The organism is Cyanobium sp. Morenito 9A2 (assembly GCF_024345575.1).
Lineage (GTDB): Bacteria > Cyanobacteriota > Cyanobacteriia > PCC-6307 > Cyanobiaceae > ATX-6F1.
Window position 1 is genome coordinate 78,584 of the sequence record NZ_JAGQBJ010000002.1, and the last position, 19,401, is coordinate 97,984.

Below are 19,401 nucleotides of genomic sequence, written 5' to 3' on the forward strand. Positions count from 1 at the left end.
CTGAACAGACACAACTTTCAAGTGACGGACTGCAAGAGGCCCTGCTGGATCAGGCGGTCGAAGTGGTCCCAGACATCATCGGCATGGGTGGCGCTACTGAGATGAAGGCCGAGCTCAAAGTTGGAAAGGTTGGCCGCATCGGTGAGGTTGGCGCTAGTCACGAGTAACTCTTGATCAGCCACCACCGCCTTAACGTGACAAACAGCTTTAACTCCATCAAGAGATAAAGAGCGGGGATCGAAGTACACGGCTGGAGCAGGCAGCTCGGGCCAGAGGCACAACCAGGTCTGCTGTTGAAATTTGCGGAGGAGGGTCTCTGGACTGGAGGTATCACCGCGATCACGCTGGATGTTGCACACGATGCGCACCTGAAACTCCGGCAGCGTCACCATGTGCTCACGGATCAACTGAAATAGGCCCTTGATGAACGGGCCTTTGTAGAAGGCATAGGTGGTCAGAAGCAGACGGTGTTCGGCGCGCTCCACCAATTGACGGATCAACACCGACTGGTCGCGGGTGATCGACCCTGGGCCCGCATCAGGGCCTGACCACACCAGTTCAATCGAACGGGCGGCAACACTGCTGTGCCGTTGGGCCAAGAGGGCTTGAACGGTCATGAGCAGGGCCTCCTGGCTCCCCCCGGCAGATCGCCAACCCTCCAGCCACAGCATCAGCGAGACAGGGTCTTCGGCAAGCCCAACTCTTGCCAGTAAAGCCGAGGGATCACCAAGGCCGGCATCCAGGGAGGCAGGTTCGCCAACGCGTGGATCCAGGGCCACCAGCAAGCGTTCAAGTTCAGCGGTACTCAGATTCGGGAATGGCGCCGCCATCAGGCACGATCCGGGAAGAAGGCCGCGTCTTGCTGGCTCAAGGTGGGCAAGACAAGGGCCCGATCGAGAAATTCGTTACGGCGCTCACAGCTGGTTTCAGCAATCAGCAGACAACCATGACAAGCGGCGCCATGGGCGTAACGCTTCTCCAATTCATTATTAGGTTCGTGGCTGGCGCAGAAAGGATCGTTAGAGCACAGTGAGGCTCGCTCAAGGGCCATCTCCAGCAGCTCATCAATGCGATCAGCCAACGCCACCAGGCCACCCAGTGAACCCTCGGAACCGCTGCCTCCGGTGAAGAGGAGGATGCCATAGCCGATATCATCGAAGGAATAGATCCGTTCTTTGATTGCTGAGGCGCCATAGCCGCAATCAAGAGCAGCTTCTGTGATCAGCAGATGGGCGAGGCTATGGAGCATGAGGTAGGGGCCACCTGGCCATTGGAACTTCTCCTCGGTGAGGCCGTGCTCTTTGTTCCAGGTCTGGAAGGCATCACGATGCTTGGAGAGGTGCTGAACCGCGCCATCGCTCTTGCACCACTCACGAATTGCGCCGCGATCGAAGCCGAGGAAGATCCCTTCGCCGAGATTTTCCACAGCCGGTAGCCAGGTGGCTTCCTTTAGATCGATCTGTGCACGCTTGACGCCCAAGTCAAGGGGATCACCATCGATCTGGCTGACCACCGGCTCCAGGCGGGTGAAACCGAGCTGGGCCATCACCTCTCGCAGCTGGTGCACCTTCAACACCCGGTTGATGCGCTGATGGAACCAGGTTGGTTTGCCCGCCAGATCAAGGAGCTTCGCCTCAAAGCGGCTGCTGCCCTTGCCGCGCTGCAGCCCCTCAATGGGGCCGACCAACGCCCAAAGCTCCTGTCGTTTGAGGGCCTCGGTTTTCTCCGGTACTCCCGCACCACCACGGATGGACTCAAGGGCTTGGAAGATCAGATCGGGCGTTTCTCCCGCCAGTGGTTCCTTGATGTGATCGGGAGCGTAGTCCTCCAGCCAGTCCTTGAGCTTGGCGACGCTGGTGATCTTTTCAAAAATCTTCAGGTGCTTGCTGATCACCTCCCGCACCGCATCGATTGATTCGGGAATCGAAATGGCCGAGATCAACTCAGGGAAGTAGACATTGCTGGCGGAACGCACCAGCAGGCGATTGGCGTAGCTGCCTCCCTTGCCCTTGCCGTTGTCACAGGTTTCCCGGCCGAAGGGACCGAGCCAGGGCCGGTGGCCCTGACAAAACCGAAGCGCAGGCCGCTCGTCCTCATCGCCTTTGAGCTTCTGTTTGGCCTCTGAGAGCTGACGGCGCCCCCACTTCTCCAAGCAGTCAGGGTTGGAGCAGCGCACGAAGATCTCGGTGAAGTCGTTGCCGGCGCCAGCCTCATCCAGCCAAAGCGTGGCCCGGCAGGTGGTCTTGCCGCGATTCACAAACTCGCGCCAGTCGATGTCGCTAAGGTGTCCATTGGGGCAGCTCTGAACAAAGCGCACCGGCACGACGCTATGGGCCTTGCGATCGGCATCGACGTACTTGCGTTTGTCGAGCCGGTCAGCCTCCACCAGGGGGCGACTGCGATAGGACTTGTCAGCAAAGATCTCTGTTTTGTCCAGCTGGGCCACGAACCAGTTGGGGAACTCGGGGCTGCGGATCCCACCCGGACGGCTCTGGCCTCCTGGGCCAACGTCGTGGATGGGTGGCTTGCGCAACCGCAATGAACCAACATTCAGGCTTTGGCGGAGCTTGGCGATCAACCGGGGTTCATCGATCTCCTCTGGAGGTTGCTCAGGGCCGTAGAACCAGAAGTTGAGGCCGCCGATCACGATCGAGCAATCCGGCAGATCGACCATGGCGCCAGGGCCATAGGTGGTGATCAACTGGCTGTGGCGTACCTCTCCCTGGGGGCGCACGGACGGTTGACGGGCCATCAGCTCACCTCACCATCGCCATCGGGGCGTTGGCGGATCAGAGCAGCGCTGGGTTCCACATCGCGCAGGCTCCAGTTGGCCAGGAATTCCTGCTGCATCGCCTTGAGTTCCTTGAGATCAGGATCGAGGGGGGTATGAAGCAGGGGTGCCAATTCCCCCTGCTCCCGGCCGTACTGGAGGAGGCCGTCGTTGTCACGGGCGATGCGGATCCACTTGTCGAGCAGGTTCATCACCTTCTTGCACACCTCAGCCTCGGTGTGTTCGCTGAGTGCCTTGCTTGGAGCTGAGCGGCGGGCGCGATCGGCGAGCCGCTGGGCTACTTCAGTCTGGATGGCACTGATGGCTTCATGGCTGCCGGCATCCTTGGCCCAGGTGAGCTGCGGGCTGAGATGCCGGGCCAACGCCACCGTGATGGCGGGCAGCCCCCGCTCCAGGGCTCTGGAGGACCAGGGCGTGACGCTGGTGGCCTCCACATCCCGATAGAACACCGAATGCCAGAAGCTGAAGCGCTCGTAGTGCGATCGATCGCGCGGGCGGTTCGGATTGAGCAACACCACCACCAGGCCAGGGCGTTGGTCGTCGCGACCGACGCGGCTGCTGGCCTGGATGTATTCGGCGGTGGTTTTGGGCTGACCCAGCATCACCATCAGCCCGAGGCGGGTGATGTCAAGACCTACCGAGATCATGTTGGTGGCAAGCGCCGTGTCGACGCGTTGCTTCTCGTTATCGAAGCTGAGCTCGAGCCGGGCCTTGGTGGTGCTCACCTCCGAAGTGGGTACCCGTGAGGTGAGCTCCAGGGGCTCATTGGCAATCTTGCGGCGGGCATAGCGCGGGCTGGTTTCGTTGAGGCGGCGGCGCTGGTCGTAGGTGGTGAGCTGGGAGGTGACCTCCTCTTCCAGCAGGCGGCGGGTGATGCCGAGCTCCTTGATGGTGTTGAAGTACCCCAGAAACGTCATGTAAGGGTCGACGGGGTTGGGACCCCTGGGTTCACCGCGCTTGTCGCGGGCCCTTCGCTCTTTTTCGGCCTTGGCATAGAGCTTCTGGGCCGTGCTCATCAGAGCCAGGCCCACCCGCAGCAGCAGGGCTTTGATGTTGCGGCCCTGGGCGGACACTCCGAGGTAGAGACGACCCTCTGCTTCTGATGTGGGGGCTGTGTAGGAGAAGAAGGAATCACGCCGGTCGGGGCCGGGGGCCGGGAAGACGGCCGGTGTGCTGCTGCGGCCGAACAAGGCCTGCATCTGCTGGGTGGCGCGGCGCACGGTGGCGGTGGAGGCGACGATCTTGGGCTGCACGACTTGAGGACCGTTGGGAGTCTCCACCTGGCGGGCGCAGAGCTCATCAATCACAGCTTCATAGAGGCCGCCCATCGAGCCGAGCGGGCCGGAGATGAGGTGAAGTTCGTCCTAAATGATCAGATCGGGGGGCTCCAGGCCGCCGGCCAGCGGTTGACCGCCCATGTTGGCGCCATCGCTGGGGCCGAAGAAGCCCTTGCCCGGCTGTGCATGGGAGACGCGGCCAAACAACTTGCCGGTGGCCCCCACCCAGGGCAGCGCGGCGAACTTGTCGACCGTGGCGATCACGAAGGCCGGCAGCCGCTGATAAAGCATTTCATCGACCGCCACCAGGGGCAGGGTGCTGTCTCCGGAGAAGCGGCACTGGCGGTTGCGGCAGCAGACCCGCAGCTCGCTCGGGTGATCGGCATCAGGGAGCAGACGGAACACGCCGCGCACCACAGCGGGGCGCTCATCAGCCAGGGACGCCTTGCCGAGCTCGGTGCCGCACCAGGGGCAGTTGTCGATCGGGATCGGTTTGTTGTCGCCACCGCTCCAGGCCAGCACGCGGGAGCTGGCACTGTTGTCGTCGCCATCTCCTTTGTGGCCGAGCTTGTTGGGGGTGCCGCTCTGCCCCACCCACAAGCCGATCTCGAAGGGCCACTTTCCGAGCAATTGGGGATCCTTACGGCGCTCCAGCTCCAGCGCGCAGATCAAGGTGGAGGCCCGGCCGAGCTGATCAAGGGTGAGCAGGCGCAGGGTATAGCGCATCAACACGCTCATGCCGGCCGATTCGATCGAGCCCTCGTGGCGCAACCGCCGCAGCACCAGGGTGTAAGCCGCCAGCCCCAGGTAAGCCTCAGTCTTGCCACCGCCGGTGGGAAAGAACAGCAGATCGATGGTGTCGCGATCCGCATCGGTGAGCTCGGCCATGCCCACGAGGTTCATCAACAGGAAGGCGAGCTGGAACGGACGCCACTGGGGCTGCTCAGCCTTGGGGTCGCGGCCCCGCATCACCCCGAACCGCTGGCGTGCAGCGGCATCCATCACCCGATTGGCGATGGCAAAGGCCAGTCGCACCCTCTCGTTCTCCAGAGCTTCAATGCCGCGCTCAATGCGCCGTGCCTGCTTGCTCGCCTCCTGCAGCAGCTCCGTGGCCGTGGCCTGCTGCTGCTTGCTGAGTGAGGCCGTCTGGCGCTGCTGGTGGATCCAGTCCGTGTAAGCCCGCAGCAGGGGGCGCCGCAGAGCCGCCTGCACAGGCTCAGCCCCTTCACTGGCCAGGCGATCCAGCTTCGCCATCGAGAGCACCAGGCCGGCCTCCTCCAGTTCTGCCACCCTGGGCAGCACCTTCTCCACGGTGGCCTGGGGCAACCAGGTGGTGCTGATCAGCTGGCAGCGGCCAGCGGCATCAATCTGGGGCGCCACGGAGATGTTGTGGCCCACGGCGAATTCGTGGTCGTCGCGGTAGTGGAGATTGTTGACGCGGTGGTCCCAGTCATTGGCGTTGGCGAGCCGATCAGCGGCGCGGGGATCACGGCGCGCCAGGAAGCCAGAGGTGCAAGCCAGATCCAGCTGCACCTGGAAGGCACTGGCGCGGTCGCGGTCTTCTGCGCTGCGTCCTTCGAAGCGTCGTTCGTTGGTGAGTAACAGGCTCACGGCGACGGCGCCGGGGGGATAGCCCTGATCGAGAGGAGCAGCCCGCAGGTGCCAACGGAGCATGAGCCCTTCGCTGCCGGGCACTTCCCTCGATTCAGCAGAGCGGCCGCTGAGGGTGAATAGCTCGGCAGGGAGGCTGAGTGGCTGCTGGTGGGGCTCACGTAACCAGGCCTCTTCCGCCTTGCTGTCTTCCGGCGGGGCGGTGGGCCGATAGCTGGCCCAGTGCACCATGACCTCCAGACCTGCACCTGCCGGCAACAGCAGGCTCAAGCCAACGGAACAAGGAAAGAACACCCGCCGCGCGGGACCAGCTTCGCTGGCTCCGGTGTCATCGGCGCTTGCGTTGCTTTTGCGCTTGGAGCTGAGGTTCTGGCCATCGAGGCCAGCGAATTCGTCGTCGGCCGCATCATCGGCGCGGGCGTCGAGGCTGGTTTCGCTGGGGATGAGAAAACCGCTCTGGTACCAGCGGTTGGGAGGGCGATCGAGCAGCTCCTCGCGGAGCTCAGCTGCCTCGTCGGTCTGGCCTTCGGCTTCCAGCTGCTCAAGGACTGCCGAGGTAGGGCCCAAGAGATCGAGGGTGAGGGCCTGAATCAGCTGGCTGCGGGTGGTGGATGAGATAGTCAACACGTCACCAGAGCAGACGGCAGGGGAACGTGGCCAGGGCGGAATCGATGCTCACCAGGTGCATGCCTTCCAGCTCAGCCTGGGCCGCCAGCAACCGATCGAACGGATCACGATGGGGCTGCGGGTAGCCACCGGCTCGGAGGCCGTGCTGTAACTGCACAGCGAGCAACTGAAACCCCTGCTGCTGGAGTACGGCAGGCAGGTCGAGAAGCAGAGATTCGACACCAGGAAGCTTGCCCAGTCGGACTTTTGTGGCCAACTCCCAACCCGATGCGGCGCTCACGAAGATGGCCGCCGCTGGATCGTTGATCGCCGTGTGGGCGAGAGGGGAGAGCTTCTCGGGTTCCACCAGCCACCAAAGGAGGGTATGGGTGTCAAGCAGAAGTGAAGGTGCCATCAATGGGGCAATGGGGCCTCGAGGGCGTCGAGCTCCTCGGGGGGAAGTGGGGCGAGCAGAACATCGGTGGCAGGAAGCTGCACCTTCCCCCGCAGCACACCCGGCTGGCGGCGGGGCTGATCGGTCTCCAGCGGCACCAGCCGCGCCCAGGGCTTGCCGTCTTTCGCCACCAGGATCGTTTCGCCGGCATGGGCGGCATCGATGAGCCTGGAGAACTGGGTTTTGGCGTCGTGAACGTTGAAGGAACGCATGGAGATCTCCAGGCATGGAGGGAGGTTAGTCCAGATATGGACCCATCGCTGACCTCTTCCCATGCTTGCTTCGCCCCCCCCCAGCCGCCACCGAAGCAGAAAGAACCATTCACAGGGGCACAGAATAACTAAAAGAGTGACTAGATCTCGCTAAACATGAATGAAACCCACTCCCCGACTGCTTTAACACGAATACGTTGAAGAGCAACCCAGTCTTCGTTGCACGAACGCTTGAATTGCAGCTTATGCTTATCTGCCCAAATTGTTCGCCCGGCCCAGCTCATGTCAATTTTCTCAATACAGATTGAAGTTGGTGGTATCATGTTTAGAACAAGCGAATGCTTCCTTTTCTTGGTCGAACAAAGAATCTGGAGCCCTGAATTTTCACATCCCATGTGGACGCATGGACGACTAAGTGATTATCCTCGATCTCCAGGGTTAACCTTCCTTGCTCGTCAGCAACCTTTGCAGAGAGCATCCATGGCATGCCTATGGCCGACGGTGCTTGCACGGCGAGAATTGGCTCATTGTCAACCGTAAGCACATTTCCCCATGTAGAAGTACAGGATCCTATGGCTATAGATACAGGATGTGTCCCATAGTCGAGCCACTCTCTAGAAAAACCCTGTTGCAAGCATTTTGGTGCTGCATTGTATAGCGCAACAGTATCCCTCGAAAGCAAACCTCTCTTCCTCTTTTGATTGCACTGCATGCAAAGAAGATTCATTCCTTCAGGGCGATGAGCAACGGCATCCTTGAAATCTGGGTCGAAATGCTCGTAATCATAGAAACATGTACCACATATCACACAGCCAAAGCCGCACCTTTGGCGAATTTGCTCCTGAATACTTCTTGGCACTGGGCGGCTTAGACCGTGGCTATTCACCTGTGCCATAGCGGTTCCTAATGTGTCTGAAGAAACTCGTTCAGCCGCTCAGCGATCAACCGCCTCCGCTCCGCCAGGAAAGCCTTGTACCGCTCAACGGTCAGGACATCGGGTTTGGTGGGGATGCACTGGCTCTCAAAGGGCTGTTCCCCATTGGCCACCCGCACCTCAGGGAAGTAGAGAGCCGGTTCCTTGGTACTGATCTTGCGGTTGGCCTTGCCGCTGATGAAGGCGAGGTTGGCGATGTCGTCGGTTTCGCGGCTGGTGACGCTGCTCTTGAGAACAGCCTTGGGGAAGATGTGGTGGAACTGCAGCTGGTGGGCGTTGCCCACATGGCCAAGAGCGATGACCAGGTTGGAGCGCCAATCGCGGGCACCGGCGGCCTTGAAGGCCAGGAACATCGTCTTGAACAGGGCACTGCGCTGATTGCGGCCTTCCTGCTCATCCGGGGTGACATCCAGCCGACCCACCTGCGTGCGCAGCCGATCGAGCAGCTCCTGGAAGCCTCCGCCATCGCGCAGGATCTTGAGGTCCTGGTCGAGCAGGGTTTCGCTGGATCCACGGCTGTAGCGGCCCTTGGCATTGGCGAGCAACACCCAGCGGCGCAGGCCCTGCGCTTCATCGGCGCTGAGCTTGTAGCTTCGCTGGGCCCCGTAATAGCCCAGGCTGATCAGCAGGAACGGCGAGGCCAGTAAGGCTGGGCTGGTGATGCTGGCATTGCTGCGCAGGAAGTTGATGGCGAACTCCATGCCGCGGCAGCCGTCATCCCAGCCGGCCTTCAACGCATCTGGCGTGAGACTGGCCACGGTGAGAAAGCGGGACTGACCGGTGACGTGGGCAACCAGATTCTTGAGGTGCAGGCCGAGGTCGAGTTCGAAACCGTCTTTCGTGCAATCGGACTGGAAGGCCTGGAAAACCTTCAGGGAGCCACGCCACTTGGCGGTGATCTGGGCGAGAGCAAGATCGGAACTACGAAGCTTGGCACCCAGGGAGTTGACTCGCACGAAGATCTCAGTGAATTCGTCGTAGGAGAGGGTGCGCTCCAGCACATCCATCCGGTAGATGTATTTACGGATGTCCTTTAGGCGATTGAGACGTTGGGTGTAGATCTCGGCGCGTGGATCATCGAGGCTCGTGATTCCAGCTCGTCTGAGGAAGTAGTTGTTGTCATTCTTGCCAGTAAATACCTCGCTGACCTTCACCCACTGGGGCAGCTGCTCGAGTTTGCGGGTGCCCACCACGAAGGTCATCTTGTCGAAGCGCTTCTGCAGTTCATCTTCTGAGGCATCGGCTTCCTCGTCGGTGGGCTCTTCCTCGTCTTCTGTCATCTCGAGAGCGTCGATGTTGTTGTCGTCAACCTCGGTGATGAAGGAGAGCGTATCCGGGTGCTCGAGGTTGAAGAGAAGCTCGATCGGACGGACGCGACCGTTCACCTGAACGGGTTCGCCGCGGATGACGGCCGAGAGGGAGGTGAGACGCTGCTGACCATCGAGCAGGAGCTGGGTTTTGGCGTAGGGATTGGCCTACTGACCAACGGAAAAATCCTGCTGCGGAACAATCTCATCGGTTTCCCAGATCAGGATGGCGCCCGAGGGATAGCCGCGATAGAGGGAATCCAGCAGATCGCGCACGCGGGTGGAGCGCCAGGCATAGCGGCGCTGCATCTCCGGGAGGCGCAGCTCACCGCGCTCGATCTTGCTGACGAGTTCCTCGACGGTGGCTTCGGCTTTGGCCATGGGATCAGCTGGATTCCTGATTCAGTTGTTGCAGTGCTTGGGCGCAGTGCTGAACGAGCAGAGGAAGATCTGTCTGGATGGCACCCCAGACAATGCGATCGCTCACGCTGAGGTATTCGTGGGTTAACAGGTTGCGGAAGTCGATGATCTGGCGGCCCTCCGGGATTCGCTCGAACAGCTCGGGAGCTCTCTGGGAGATCACCCTGAGTGCTTCGCCGATGATGATGAACTCGCGCTCCACCGCCGAGCGGATCAGCCGGTTGCTTCCGTAGGTCTCACCATCGACTCCCACGGTCGCTGCCTCGATGGCGGATGCGGCTTCGAGAATGTCGTTGAGGTAGGCGCGGGGATCACGCTGCATAGATTTCCTGCTTGCTGGCCTCGATCGACGCTTTGACGTAGGGATTGCGCACGGCATCAGCCATCACCAGATCAACGCGCGAGGCCAGACCAAGGCGCAGATCGTTGAGGAGTGCGAAGTAGGCCTTGTAGAGACTGGAGGGATCGAGTTGCTGGAACTCCACCAGCAGGTCGATGTCGCTTTCACCAGGCCGATAATCTGGCCGCAGCACCGAGCCGAACACATGCATGCGCTCCACATGATGCCGCCGGCAGGCGTCAGCGATGGCTTCCAGCTGGGTCTGGGCAAGGGAGAGGGTCACAACGCCAGACCGATCTGCTCGGTTTGCATGGGTTCAGTCTCGCCCAACTGGCCGGCCTTGCCAGGTCGGCCTCGGCGTTTGGCGGCGCCCCCAGCACTGGCTGCCTTCTTGGCCCCCTTGCCCTGCAACCCCAGCGCCACCTCTTGGGCGTACCGCTCGGCGTTGAGGGCGAGCAGCCGAGCCAGCACGTCGTCACGCACAGCCTCAGGCCAGCGGTAGCGCCAGGGCAGCTTGCGGCGGCCGGTGATGGCGCCGTAGGCCTCCAGCTGGCCCTGGAAATCGAGGGCGTCGCCTGCGTCCCAGAAGAACAGCTCGCCGCTGTCGATGCGCTCCTGCAGCTCCTCAGGGAGCTGGATGTCTTCGTCGGTGTCGAGGTAATCGAGGCCGAAGCCGCAGGCGGTGGGAACATCGCTCCATCCATAGGCGTTGAGCGCTGCCTGATCCATCTCGCCGTGGAGGCGGCGCAGCTCCAGCAGGCCGGGGCTCGTTTCGGTGGGATCGTGGAAGCGATTGTAGGTATAGGTTAGGCCTTCATCGCTGGCTACCATCAACTCAGCACGGAACTGGTAGTAGTGCTCACCGATGACCTTGAGGGCCTGACATTGGCCCTGAAAAGGATGAGAAAACGCTGCGATATCGAGCAAGTTGTCGGGGAATGGGAAGGTTTCGAAGCAGTCTTCTTGCCCGTAAACATGGCGCTCATCTTGTGTCTTACCAAAACGGATAGACAATATTTCATGTATCATTGACTGAAGTAGGGCAAAGTCACTATAAAGCGAAATTAGCGAAATAATTATAAACCTATTCGTAAACACCATATCAGAAGGAAGAATCGCAAAACTTATGTGACTTGTAACCTGCGAGATCGCTAAAACCCGTTCTTTCCTGCTAATTGCTTCGTAAAGGGCTGGCGTATACGTTCCATATTGCCACCAGCAGGTTTTTCGCCGTATTGCGATTGAGTACTCCCCCTGAATGGACTCCCTCATTGGCTTGACGCGATCGCGAACGATTTGCAAAAGTGCTGGCCAACTTTCAGCCTCTTGGAGGTTCATATCTTGAAAGCAGATTGCATATCGCTAAGACTTTAGGGTTGGACTACTGTTTAATTCTTTTCCTCCAATGAGTGGTCTGAGAACATGAGAAGTACTGCTATCACTTCGCAGCAATGTTCTTGCTCCTTCTAGGGGCCAGCATTCTCATCGGTCGGATCATCTTTGAATACAAAGCCGTCACCATACAGAACGCACCCTCTAAAGGATCTTCCTGCGTTCACACTTGATCTACAGGATTCTTGCTCGATTGGCGTGGGGAGAAGGTATGAGTTATAGACGTCTAATTCTTCTGCGCTGGACTGCTTTATGATATGAACCACGCTGACACTAACTGCGGCAGAGCCAGGCCAAGGAATCTTTTTGGTAGCGTTATATATAGTGCCTCCTTGCATGACAATCTGCTTTAGGCCTGCCAGCCTGCTATCTCCTTCTGCAACGGTGCTAGTCGCAATCAATCCTAGGCATCCACCAGTATTCAGCGCCACAAAAGATTGTCTGAAAAAATAACAACACAGGTCGACCCCTTTCCCGCCTCCTTCTTTGAAGTGACTACGCAGCCATTCTGGGTATAGATCACCCAGAATGGGGTGAATCTTATTGCCACCCAAGAAGGGTGGATTGCCAACGAACACATCAAAGCCAACCTGCCGGCGACTGAATACATCGGGAAACTCCAGTTGCCAGTGCAGCGGTGTGATGCCCTTCTCGCCGTCGCGCAGCCGCTTCAGCGGTTTCTCCATCACCGCTTCCAGCTCAGCAGCATCTGCGGCCGACACTGTTTCGGCCAGGTAGATCTTCTGCAGCTCCTCGCGATCTATGGGCTTGCTGCCGTTGAAGAAGGCCGCCACCAGTAGATCGCCGGTGGTGCGCAGAAAGGCGGTGCTTGCCTGCAGCTGGCGCAGCGCCTGGCGTTTGTGGTCGGCGTCGGCGTCGCTGCGGCTGTCGGCATGGAAGAGCTCGAAGCCTTCATGCTCCTGCTGGCGCAGATCGCGTAGCTGGCCTTCCCACAGTTCGCGTTGCTTGGCGGCGCCCTTGAGTGCCGCTTCGATCTCGGCGCGGCTCACCCCCACCAGGGAATCGCCGCACTTGAGGGCGTGATCCACAAACGTGAAGGGCAGCTCCTTGCTGAGCGTCACCAGCCAGAGCGAGAGCTTGGCCAGGTTCACCGCAAAGGGGTTCTTGTCCACCCCATACAGGCAGCGCTGGGCGATCAAGTGGCGGGCGTAGAGGTCTTTGTCCCACTCCTTCCTGAACTCCGTCGAGAAGCCCGGCCCACCCGGTGCCTCCCAGGCCGTCACCAGCCAGCCGGCCAGAAAACGGCAGACGGCCACCAGGAACGCCCCCGAGCCCATCGCCGGATCGCACACCTTCAGAGCCAGCACCTGTTCGGCGGAGGGCTTGCCGTTGCAACGCTCCAGCCAGGGCCGGAAGGCCTCGGCCACGATCGGTTCGGTGAGGGCGCGCGGCGTGTAGTGGCTGCCGCTGCGGCGGCGCTCCTCGGTGGGCTGCAGCACCAGGCTGCCCGCCGGCAGCACCCGTGGCGTGTGGTGCGACAGGCGTTTACCCAGCGCTGCCGCCAGATTCTCCTGGCTGGTTGCCTCTTTGAGGGCTCGAGCAATGGGAGCGGCCAGTTTTAACTTCACGCCCGCTTGCTCATCCAGCCAGTTCGCCCGCTTGGCAGCCGCTTGGGCGAGCAGATCATCGGCGTTCACCACCACCGTGATCGTGATCTTCTGGCGTGGCGGCCGGTGGGTGATCCCCAGGCTGGGCCCGCTCGCACACTCCACCTTGAAGCCCATGATCCCCTCGTAGACCGAGCCGATCTGCTCCACATCCAGCGCCCGATAGTTGAGGATCTGGCCGCCCAGCACCAGCAACTTGGTGAGCACCTGCTCCACCACGTCATCGCTGATTGCCGGCACCGCCTCGATTGGGTCGTCGGCGTAGTGGCTGCCGGCGGCGCGGCCCTCCAGGAACGGGTAGGCATTGGGATCGAACAGCTCGCCGTGGCGGGCCGGCAGGTAGGCCCGGGTGGGTCCGCCGCCGTCGTACACCAGCCGGAACAGGCTCAGCAATCCGGCCCAGGCCCCACGGCGCCCCTCCATCTGTCCCTGATGTTCGTCCTTGTCCTGGCGCAGACGCAGCGCCAATCCGCTGACGCTGTAGTGCTGGCCGTAGAGGGAATCACCCGGCATCAGTTCTTCGTCTTCGGCGTAGAGCAGGAACACCAGCCGCAGCAGCACGGTGATCAGGCCGCCGTAGATGTGATCCGGTTGATCCCTGGGAAGATCGCCCAGCACAGTGCGGTTGTTGTCTTTGGCCTGCCGCTCCGCGGCATCGAAGCCCTCCACCAGAATCCACAGCGCCTCCAGCACCTGCTCGGCCAGGCGCGTGCTCACCTCGTTCTGCTCCTTACGGCTCGCCGCCATCAGCGGCTTCAGGCGGGTGGCGCTGGAGCCGCCTTCAAACAAGCGATCCGGGCCCAGCAGCATCTGCAGGGCGGCGAGCATCGGCCGGCCGTCCACCGTGGTCATCGGCTCCAGCGGGAAGCTGAGGTGGCCGCTCGATTCCCCCCGCGGCGCGACCACCAGCCGCAGGGCCACACCATTCCAGAGCAGCCCGATCGGGTGCTCGCTTTCCTTCAGCAGCCGCTCAAAGCGTTGCTGCGGGGAAGCCATCCACTGGCGGCGGCCATCGCCCCCCTTCGCGATGGCGTCGAAGTCGGTGCCGATCGGCAGTTCCTGCACCAGCAACTGGGCAGTCCCTTCGGGATCCTTCACCACCCAGGTGGGGATCAGGGTCTCGTCGTAGTCGTCGAGAGGCACCGCAATCGGCTGCTCCAGGGCCGAGGCAGCCAGCAGATCGTCGGGTTGCCAATCGAGCAGCTCCGTCGCGAACGCCTCGAAGCTGGGGGCCACGCTGGCCCACTCCCCCGTCTCGGGCAGCTGCTGGTCTTGCAGCAGCTCCTCCAGCCGCCGCTGCCAATCGGCCAGCACCGCTGTAGCGCTCTCGGGGAAGATTCCCAGGCGGTTGAGCACCACCGGCTCCACCACCAGGCCCACGGGGTTGGCCATGCCCTTCCACTCCTCGTGGGTGTGGATCCCCGGGGGACGCGGACGCATCAGGGCGCTTCCTCCGTCGCAGCAGCACCCCAGCTGCAACCGTTCTGGTTGCAGAATGGGTGCACCCGTCGCGGCGTGTCTGCCATGGCCAGGAGCCTCACCCTCAAGAATCTCCCGGACGCGTTGTACGAACGCCTGCAGGCGTCGGCCCAGCAGCACCGCCGCAGCCTCAACAGCGAGGCGATCGTTTGCCTGGAGAGCGTGCTGCAACCACCCACGCTCACTGCCGCCGTGCGGCTGGAGCAGCTGCGCCAGCTGCGGGCCACCCTGCCGCCTGATGCGGTGTTCGAGCCCGGTGAGATCGACGCCTTCAAGCGCGAGGGCCGCCCGTGATCGTGGTGGACACCAACGTGGTGGCCTACCTGCTGCTGCGCGGGCCACACACAGCCAACGCCGAAGCGCTTCTCGCCCGCGATCCCGAGTGGGCGGCCCCAGCCCTGTGGCGCAGTGAGCTGCGCAACGTGCTCGCCGGCTATCTGCGGCGCGGCACCCTGAGCCTCAGCCAGGTGCTCGCTCTGCAGAGTTACGCGGAAGATCTGTTGGCGGATCAGGAGGTGCCGGTGAGCTCCTCCGAGGTGTTCCGTCTTGTGGCAGCCAGCGATTGCAGCGCCTACGACTGCGAATTCATTGCCGCTGCCGAGACCCTCGGTATCCCTCTGGTGACCAGCGACCGCCAGCTGCTGCGGGCCTTTCCTGAAATCACGATCCCGCTGCATCAGGGCAGCTCCAGCGGCCAGAGGTAGATCGCCCCCGCCGGCTCGATCCTCGCTGCGGTGCTCACTTCGAACGTGCGGCGGATGGCGTGGGGCTCCACCTCCAGATCCCGATCGATGCGGGCCAGCCGTTTCTCCCAGTGGTTGCGGTTTTCACGCAGCTGCCGCAGTTGCGCTTGCTCATCGGCTGCAAAGCCAAAAGCCAGTTGCTCACTGTCTGAATCGTGCTTCGTTTTGGTCTTGAGAATCCGCTCGCGCTGCTCCTGCAGCACTTTCACGAAAGCTGCTGCTTCTGCGTCGGCCCTTTGACCCAGCCGGTCCTTGAGTTGGGCCACATCGGCCGGCAGCCCCAGGCGCAGCTGTTGCTGCACCGCAGGGCTCGCAGCAGGAAGTCGTTGCTGCAGGCTCACCTCCAGGTCGGCAAGGGCCCTATCGGTCTTGGTGGCGTTGAGCGCCCGCAGCCGGCGCGCGGGATCGGCAGGATCCCATTCGGCCACCAGCTCAATCACCTCATCGTGGAGACGCGCCGCGCCATGGCCGTAGAGCGACAGACGGGCGAGAAGAATAAGTTTGGCGGTGTCGTCGCCCGTGGTGATCACCGCCGCCCGGCTCAACTCATCGGTCTGGAAGCCGCGCACCAGAAAACGGTTGAGCAACCGCTGCACCAACGGGTGCTCCAGGTGCAGGTGCACCCGATCGGCATTCACTTCCTTCGGGTCCTTGAACACAACCGGTTGCGGTGTGGTCTCACGCCGCCAGTCCCATAGCTTCTGGCCGGGTTGTCGTGGCGGGCGGAGAGCATCAAGGACATCGCCCCAGCTGTGTTCGCCGCCGGGAAGCTCCTTGGCGCTGGGGAAGATCCATTCCGCCCGGTCGGGATCCTCCCTGGCCTTGGCTGCATCTTTCGGCCGCAACTGCGGAATGGCGTCGGCGTCTTTGGCACTCACCCGCAGGCTGGTGTTCAGCGCATCGCGGAACAGCTCGCTGCTGAAGTGCAACCAGTCTTCCGACTTCTGCAACGCCTTCTCCAGCCGGCTGATCTGGGATTTCAATTCTTCGGTTCGCACGCGGCTGTCTTCCAGCTCCACGCTCATCAACGCCTGGGTGCGTTTGAAGCCTTCATCCTGATCCACGCCCCCGATCTCCGCGATCATCGCTGCAATGGTTGTGGGGTTGATCCCCTTGGCCAGCAGCTCGTTGAGCTTGCCCACCACCACCGGCGGCAGCGATCCCAGCGCAGAGCGGATCTCCTCGGTCTTCCTCACGAGCACATCCAGCACCCGATCTTCCGGTCGTTGGGGCAGAACGAAGTAGTGGCAGTACACCTCCGGTGAGCGCTGCAGGGTGCGGTCGATGCGGCCATTGCGCTGCTCCATCCGCCCCGGGTTCCAGGGCACATCGAAATGGAAGAGGTAGCGGCAGTGGTTCTGCAGATTCACCCCCTCCCGTGCCGCATCGGTGGCGATCAGGATCCGCAGGGGGTCGAGATCCGGTGGGCTGTTGAAGCTGCGTTTGAGCGCTTCGCGCTTCTCATCGCCGATGCCGCCATGGAAGGTGGCGATCCGCTTGGCCTCGAGGTCGCTGCCGGCGATCAGGCCTCGGAGTTGCTCCTCCAGCCAGCGCTTGGTGTCGGCGTACTCAGTGAAGATCAACAGCCGCTCGCCATTCCAGCGGGCGCCCTCCTGGCCCAGATCGGGGCAGAGGTGGCGGCGGATCCATTCGCGCAGGTAACCGATGCGTGAATCGGCCTCGAAGCGGGCTCGTTTGCTGATCGCGTCCATGGCCTTGAGCAGCTCCCACTCCTGCTCCCCAGCAGCCAGGCCTGCCGTGGCCACAGCCAGGCGATGCTCCTGATCGGCCTCCTCCAGCACGCTGTCTTCATCGGCATCGGCCCGTTCGTCGTCTCCGTCGATCCCCTGTTGCAACAGGTCCAGCCGTTTCAGCTGCTCCGTGTGGTTGACGCTGCGCAGCGGCTGGGCCTGCTCACGGCGCCTGAGGGTGTCGCTGTGCACGCCCAGGGTGCGGTGGAACGCCTCCACTGAACTGAGCAGGCGCTTCTGCAGGTTCGTCACCACCAGCAGCTCCGCGGCCCGTTGCCTGGTGCCGGCCCCCTTGAGGCGCTCTTCCCGGCTCGTTCGGTAGTGCTGCAACAGCTCCGCGAGCTTCAGCTCGGGGGTTTCGGCGGCCAGGCCATCAAGCACCACCGGCACCACGTTGCGTTTGGGCAGATCCACGCCGATCTGGCGCAGATCCTCCTTGAGACGCCGCACCAGCACCGGCTCGAGATCCGCTTTGCGCACGCTCACACCACGGCAGAACCTGGTGGGATCGAGGATCTCCAGCAGGGCCGAGAAGCTGTTGCTGTGCCCGTTGTGGGGCGTGGCCGAAAGAAACAGCTTGTGCTCGAACCGCCAGGCCAGATCCCGCACCGCCCGGGTGAGCTTGGAATCAATCGCGTACTTCGAGGCGCTGGCCGGAGCCGCATTGTGCGCCTCATCGAGGATCAGCAGCGAGCGCGCGCCATCACCCAGCCAGTCACGCAGGGGGCCGGCGTAGTCCTCGTTGCGCACCAGCGCCTGGCTGAGGATGAAGCGGGTATGGGTCGCCCAGGGGTTGATGCCCCAGCCTCGTTCGCGCCGCATGCGGCTCACGTAGGCCCGGTCCATCACCGCAAAGCCCATCCCGAAGCGGCTTTGCATTTCCCCCTGCCACTGCAGCACCACCGATGGCGGCGCCACCACCACCACCCGCTGCACCTTCTGGCGCAGCAGCAGCTCCCGCATGATCAGCCCGGCCTCGATCGTCTTGCCCAGGCCCACGTCATCGGCGATGAACAGGCTCACCCGCGGCATCCGCAACGCCTTTCGCAACGGTTCCAGCTGGTAGGGCTTCACGTCGATGCCGGCCCGCAACGGCGCCTGGAACAGGCCCGGATCGGTGCTGGTGACGCAGTTCCACTGCAGGGTGTGCAGGTAGCTGGAGAACACCCGGGCGTCATCGAAGCCCCGCTGCCCCACCGTGTCCCAGGTGCTCTCGCCCAACACGCGGGCATCCACTTCCCGCTCCCACAGCACCTCCAGCACCCGGCCATTCACACCGTCATCCAGACACGCCATGCGCACGACGGTGTCAGCGCCGTCCTCTTCCGACGGCCGCACATCCTCCACGAGGTGATTGTGGGTGCGGCAGTAGACCACGGCACCAGGCTTCGGTTTCAGGTGATCGCTAGCTGAAGTGGCCGTCATGGTTCTCCCTGGATCGTGGCTTCCAGAGCCTCCACATAGGCCTGCAGCCGGCTGACAAGCCAGGCCGCCAGCTCGGGCCAGGTGGTGGAATCGCGGGCATCGGCCTCCAGCGATTGAGAAAGCCCGTAGCCGTCGCCGTCGCTGATCGGCGCGCCCAACCGCTGCTCGAGCTCTTGCTGATGCTCCAACAGCACGTCCCTTGACTCCTCCAGGGATTGCCCGCGCCTGCCGCGCACGAAGATGCCGCAGCGGTACACGGAGATGTAGGCCACCACCACCAGGCTGCTGTTTTTCAGGGGATGCCAGCGGGAGCTGGCCGCGTCCGCGGGGCCCCACTGGGCCTGGTCGGGGTAGAGCTCCAGCAGCTTGCTCCAGAAGGCCAGCCGGAACTGGCCCAGGGCGGAGAGCTCACCTGTTTGCGAGGCCACCTGCTGCTGCAGCTTCCGGTCCCAGCCGTTGGGTTTGGCCACCACCTCGAACAGAGGGGCGATCGGTGAATCACCGATCCGTACCGCCTTCACCTGCACCGCGACGAACGCGAAGGGATCAACGGTGTGATCGTTCAGCCAGTGGACCGCCGAGAGGTGGGGGTCGCGGAAGTCGCTGGCGATCCAGACAATCACCTGGGCCTCCAGGCCCGCCAGGTAGGTGAGGATCTGACCCAGGTGGTTGTGGTCGGTCTGCTCAAGCTGGTTCTCGATCAACACCAGCGAGCCGTCCTGGGGGTTGCGCGCCAGCAGATCGGCGTAGAAGGAGCCCACACTCACCTCCTGGCCCTCCAGCTCCAGGGGGATGCCCAGGGCGGTTGAGAGGCGATTCAGGTTTTCCGCCAGCCAGGGGGTGAAGCTCAGGGCCTCATGGGCCCAGGCCTGTCGCAGGTCCACGGTCTCCAGCTGGCCCAGGCAGGGGATCTCCGTCATGCCGATCCAACTGCCCCGTGCACAAAAGGAAGCTAGTGGGTGCAGCGGTTTTTTTTGCCGTTTCTCCCTAGACCAGGTCTGGCCGGGAAGGCTGTCTCAGTTAGAGAAATC

15 protein-coding genes and 1 pseudogene are annotated in these 19,401 nt (G+C 62.3%); 3 read left to right on the forward strand and 13 right to left on the reverse strand.

Annotated features, from left to right (window positions below):
• Positions 1-17: 17 nt before the first annotated feature.
• The 10 genes and pseudogenes from KBY88_RS03905 to KBY88_RS03950 all read right to left on the reverse strand — a co-directional run bounded on the left by KBY88_RS03905 (position 18) and on the right by KBY88_RS03950 (position 10,783).
• Positions 18-830: a phospholipase D-like domain-containing protein gene (locus KBY88_RS03905; RefSeq protein ID WP_254938603.1), complete on the reverse strand. Its 813-nt coding sequence runs from the start codon at positions 828-830 to the stop codon at positions 18-20.
• Positions 830-2,752, reverse strand: coding sequence for an MrfA Zn-binding domain-containing protein (drmB, locus tag KBY88_RS03910; RefSeq protein ID WP_254938604.1), 1,923 nt, complete (start codon positions 2,750-2,752; stop codon positions 830-832). The genes KBY88_RS03905 and drmB overlap by 1 nt, the downstream gene beginning before the upstream one ends.
• Entirely contained in the window at positions 2,752-4,119 is a 1,368-nt protein-coding gene (locus tag KBY88_RS03915) for a helicase-related protein (RefSeq protein ID WP_254938605.1), read from the reverse strand. Before KBY88_RS03915 ends, drmB begins: the two co-directional genes overlap by 1 nt.
• Positions 4,120-4,155: 36 nt before the next feature.
• The gene (locus tag KBY88_RS03920) at positions 4,156-6,303 is read right to left on the reverse strand and encodes a putative DISARM system helicase DrmA (protein ID WP_254938606.1); all 2,148 of its coding nucleotides are present in this window, start codon (positions 6,301-6,303) and stop codon (positions 4,156-4,158) included.
• A gap of 4 nt (positions 6,304-6,307) precedes the next feature.
• A complete protein-coding gene (locus KBY88_RS03925; RefSeq protein ID WP_254938607.1) occupies positions 6,308-6,700 on the reverse strand; it encodes a type II toxin-antitoxin system VapC family toxin in 393 nt (130 codons plus the stop codon).
• Positions 6,700-6,951, reverse strand: coding sequence for a type II toxin-antitoxin system Phd/YefM family antitoxin (locus tag KBY88_RS03930; protein WP_254938608.1), 252 nt, complete (start codon positions 6,949-6,951; stop codon positions 6,700-6,702). Before KBY88_RS03930 ends, KBY88_RS03925 begins: the two co-directional genes overlap by 1 nt.
• Positions 6,952-7,854: 903 nt before the next feature.
• Positions 7,855-9,573: pseudogene (locus tag KBY88_RS03935) on the reverse strand (GmrSD restriction endonuclease domain-containing protein).
• Between the two features lie 4 nt (positions 9,574-9,577).
• Positions 9,578-9,934: a HepT-like ribonuclease domain-containing protein gene (locus KBY88_RS03940; protein WP_254938609.1), complete on the reverse strand. Its 357-nt coding sequence runs from the start codon at positions 9,932-9,934 to the stop codon at positions 9,578-9,580.
• Entirely contained in the window at positions 9,924-10,235 is a 312-nt protein-coding gene (locus KBY88_RS03945) for a nucleotidyltransferase family protein (protein ID WP_254938610.1), read from the reverse strand. Before KBY88_RS03945 ends, KBY88_RS03940 begins: the two co-directional genes overlap by 11 nt.
• Complete coding sequence (locus KBY88_RS03950; protein WP_254938611.1) at positions 10,232-10,783, reverse strand: hypothetical protein; 552 nt, start codon at positions 10,781-10,783, stop codon at positions 10,232-10,234. Before KBY88_RS03950 ends, KBY88_RS03945 begins: the two co-directional genes overlap by 4 nt.
• Before the next feature lie 24 nt (positions 10,784-10,807).
• On the opposite strand from KBY88_RS03950, the gene KBY88_RS03955 reads away from it, so the two are divergent.
• Complete coding sequence (locus KBY88_RS03955; RefSeq protein WP_254938612.1) at positions 10,808-10,984, forward strand: hypothetical protein; 177 nt, start codon at positions 10,808-10,810, stop codon at positions 10,982-10,984.
• Positions 10,985-11,418: 434 nt separating this feature from the next.
• Here the strand turns inward: KBY88_RS03955 and KBY88_RS03960 are convergent, their stop codons facing one another.
• Complete coding sequence (locus KBY88_RS03960; protein WP_254938613.1) at positions 11,419-14,412, reverse strand: Eco57I restriction-modification methylase domain-containing protein; 2,994 nt, start codon at positions 14,410-14,412, stop codon at positions 11,419-11,421.
• Between the two features lie 84 nt (positions 14,413-14,496).
• On the opposite strand from KBY88_RS03960, the gene KBY88_RS03965 reads away from it, so the two are divergent.
• Positions 14,497-14,745: a FitA-like ribbon-helix-helix domain-containing protein gene (locus KBY88_RS03965; RefSeq protein WP_254938614.1), complete on the forward strand. Its 249-nt coding sequence runs from the start codon at positions 14,497-14,499 to the stop codon at positions 14,743-14,745.
• The gene (locus KBY88_RS03970) at positions 14,742-15,155 is read left to right on the forward strand and encodes a type II toxin-antitoxin system VapC family toxin (RefSeq protein ID WP_254938615.1); all 414 of its coding nucleotides are present in this window, start codon (positions 14,742-14,744) and stop codon (positions 15,153-15,155) included. Before KBY88_RS03965 ends, KBY88_RS03970 begins: the two co-directional genes overlap by 4 nt.
• On the opposite strand, the gene drmD is transcribed toward KBY88_RS03970, so the two are convergent.
• Together drmD and KBY88_RS03980 are read right to left on the reverse strand one after the other, a co-directional pair.
• A complete protein-coding gene (gene drmD, locus KBY88_RS03975) occupies positions 15,128-18,370 on the reverse strand; it encodes a DISARM system SNF2-like helicase DrmD (RefSeq protein ID WP_254938616.1) in 3,243 nt (1,080 codons plus the stop codon). The two genes, KBY88_RS03970 and drmD, sit on opposite strands and share 28 nt — an antisense overlap.
• On the reverse strand, positions 18,367-19,290 hold the full coding sequence (locus tag KBY88_RS03980; RefSeq protein ID WP_254938617.1) for a hypothetical protein: 924 nt from the start codon (positions 19,288-19,290) through the stop codon (positions 18,367-18,369). The genes drmD and KBY88_RS03980 overlap by 4 nt, the downstream gene beginning before the upstream one ends.
• Positions 19,291-19,401 lie beyond the last annotated feature (111 nt).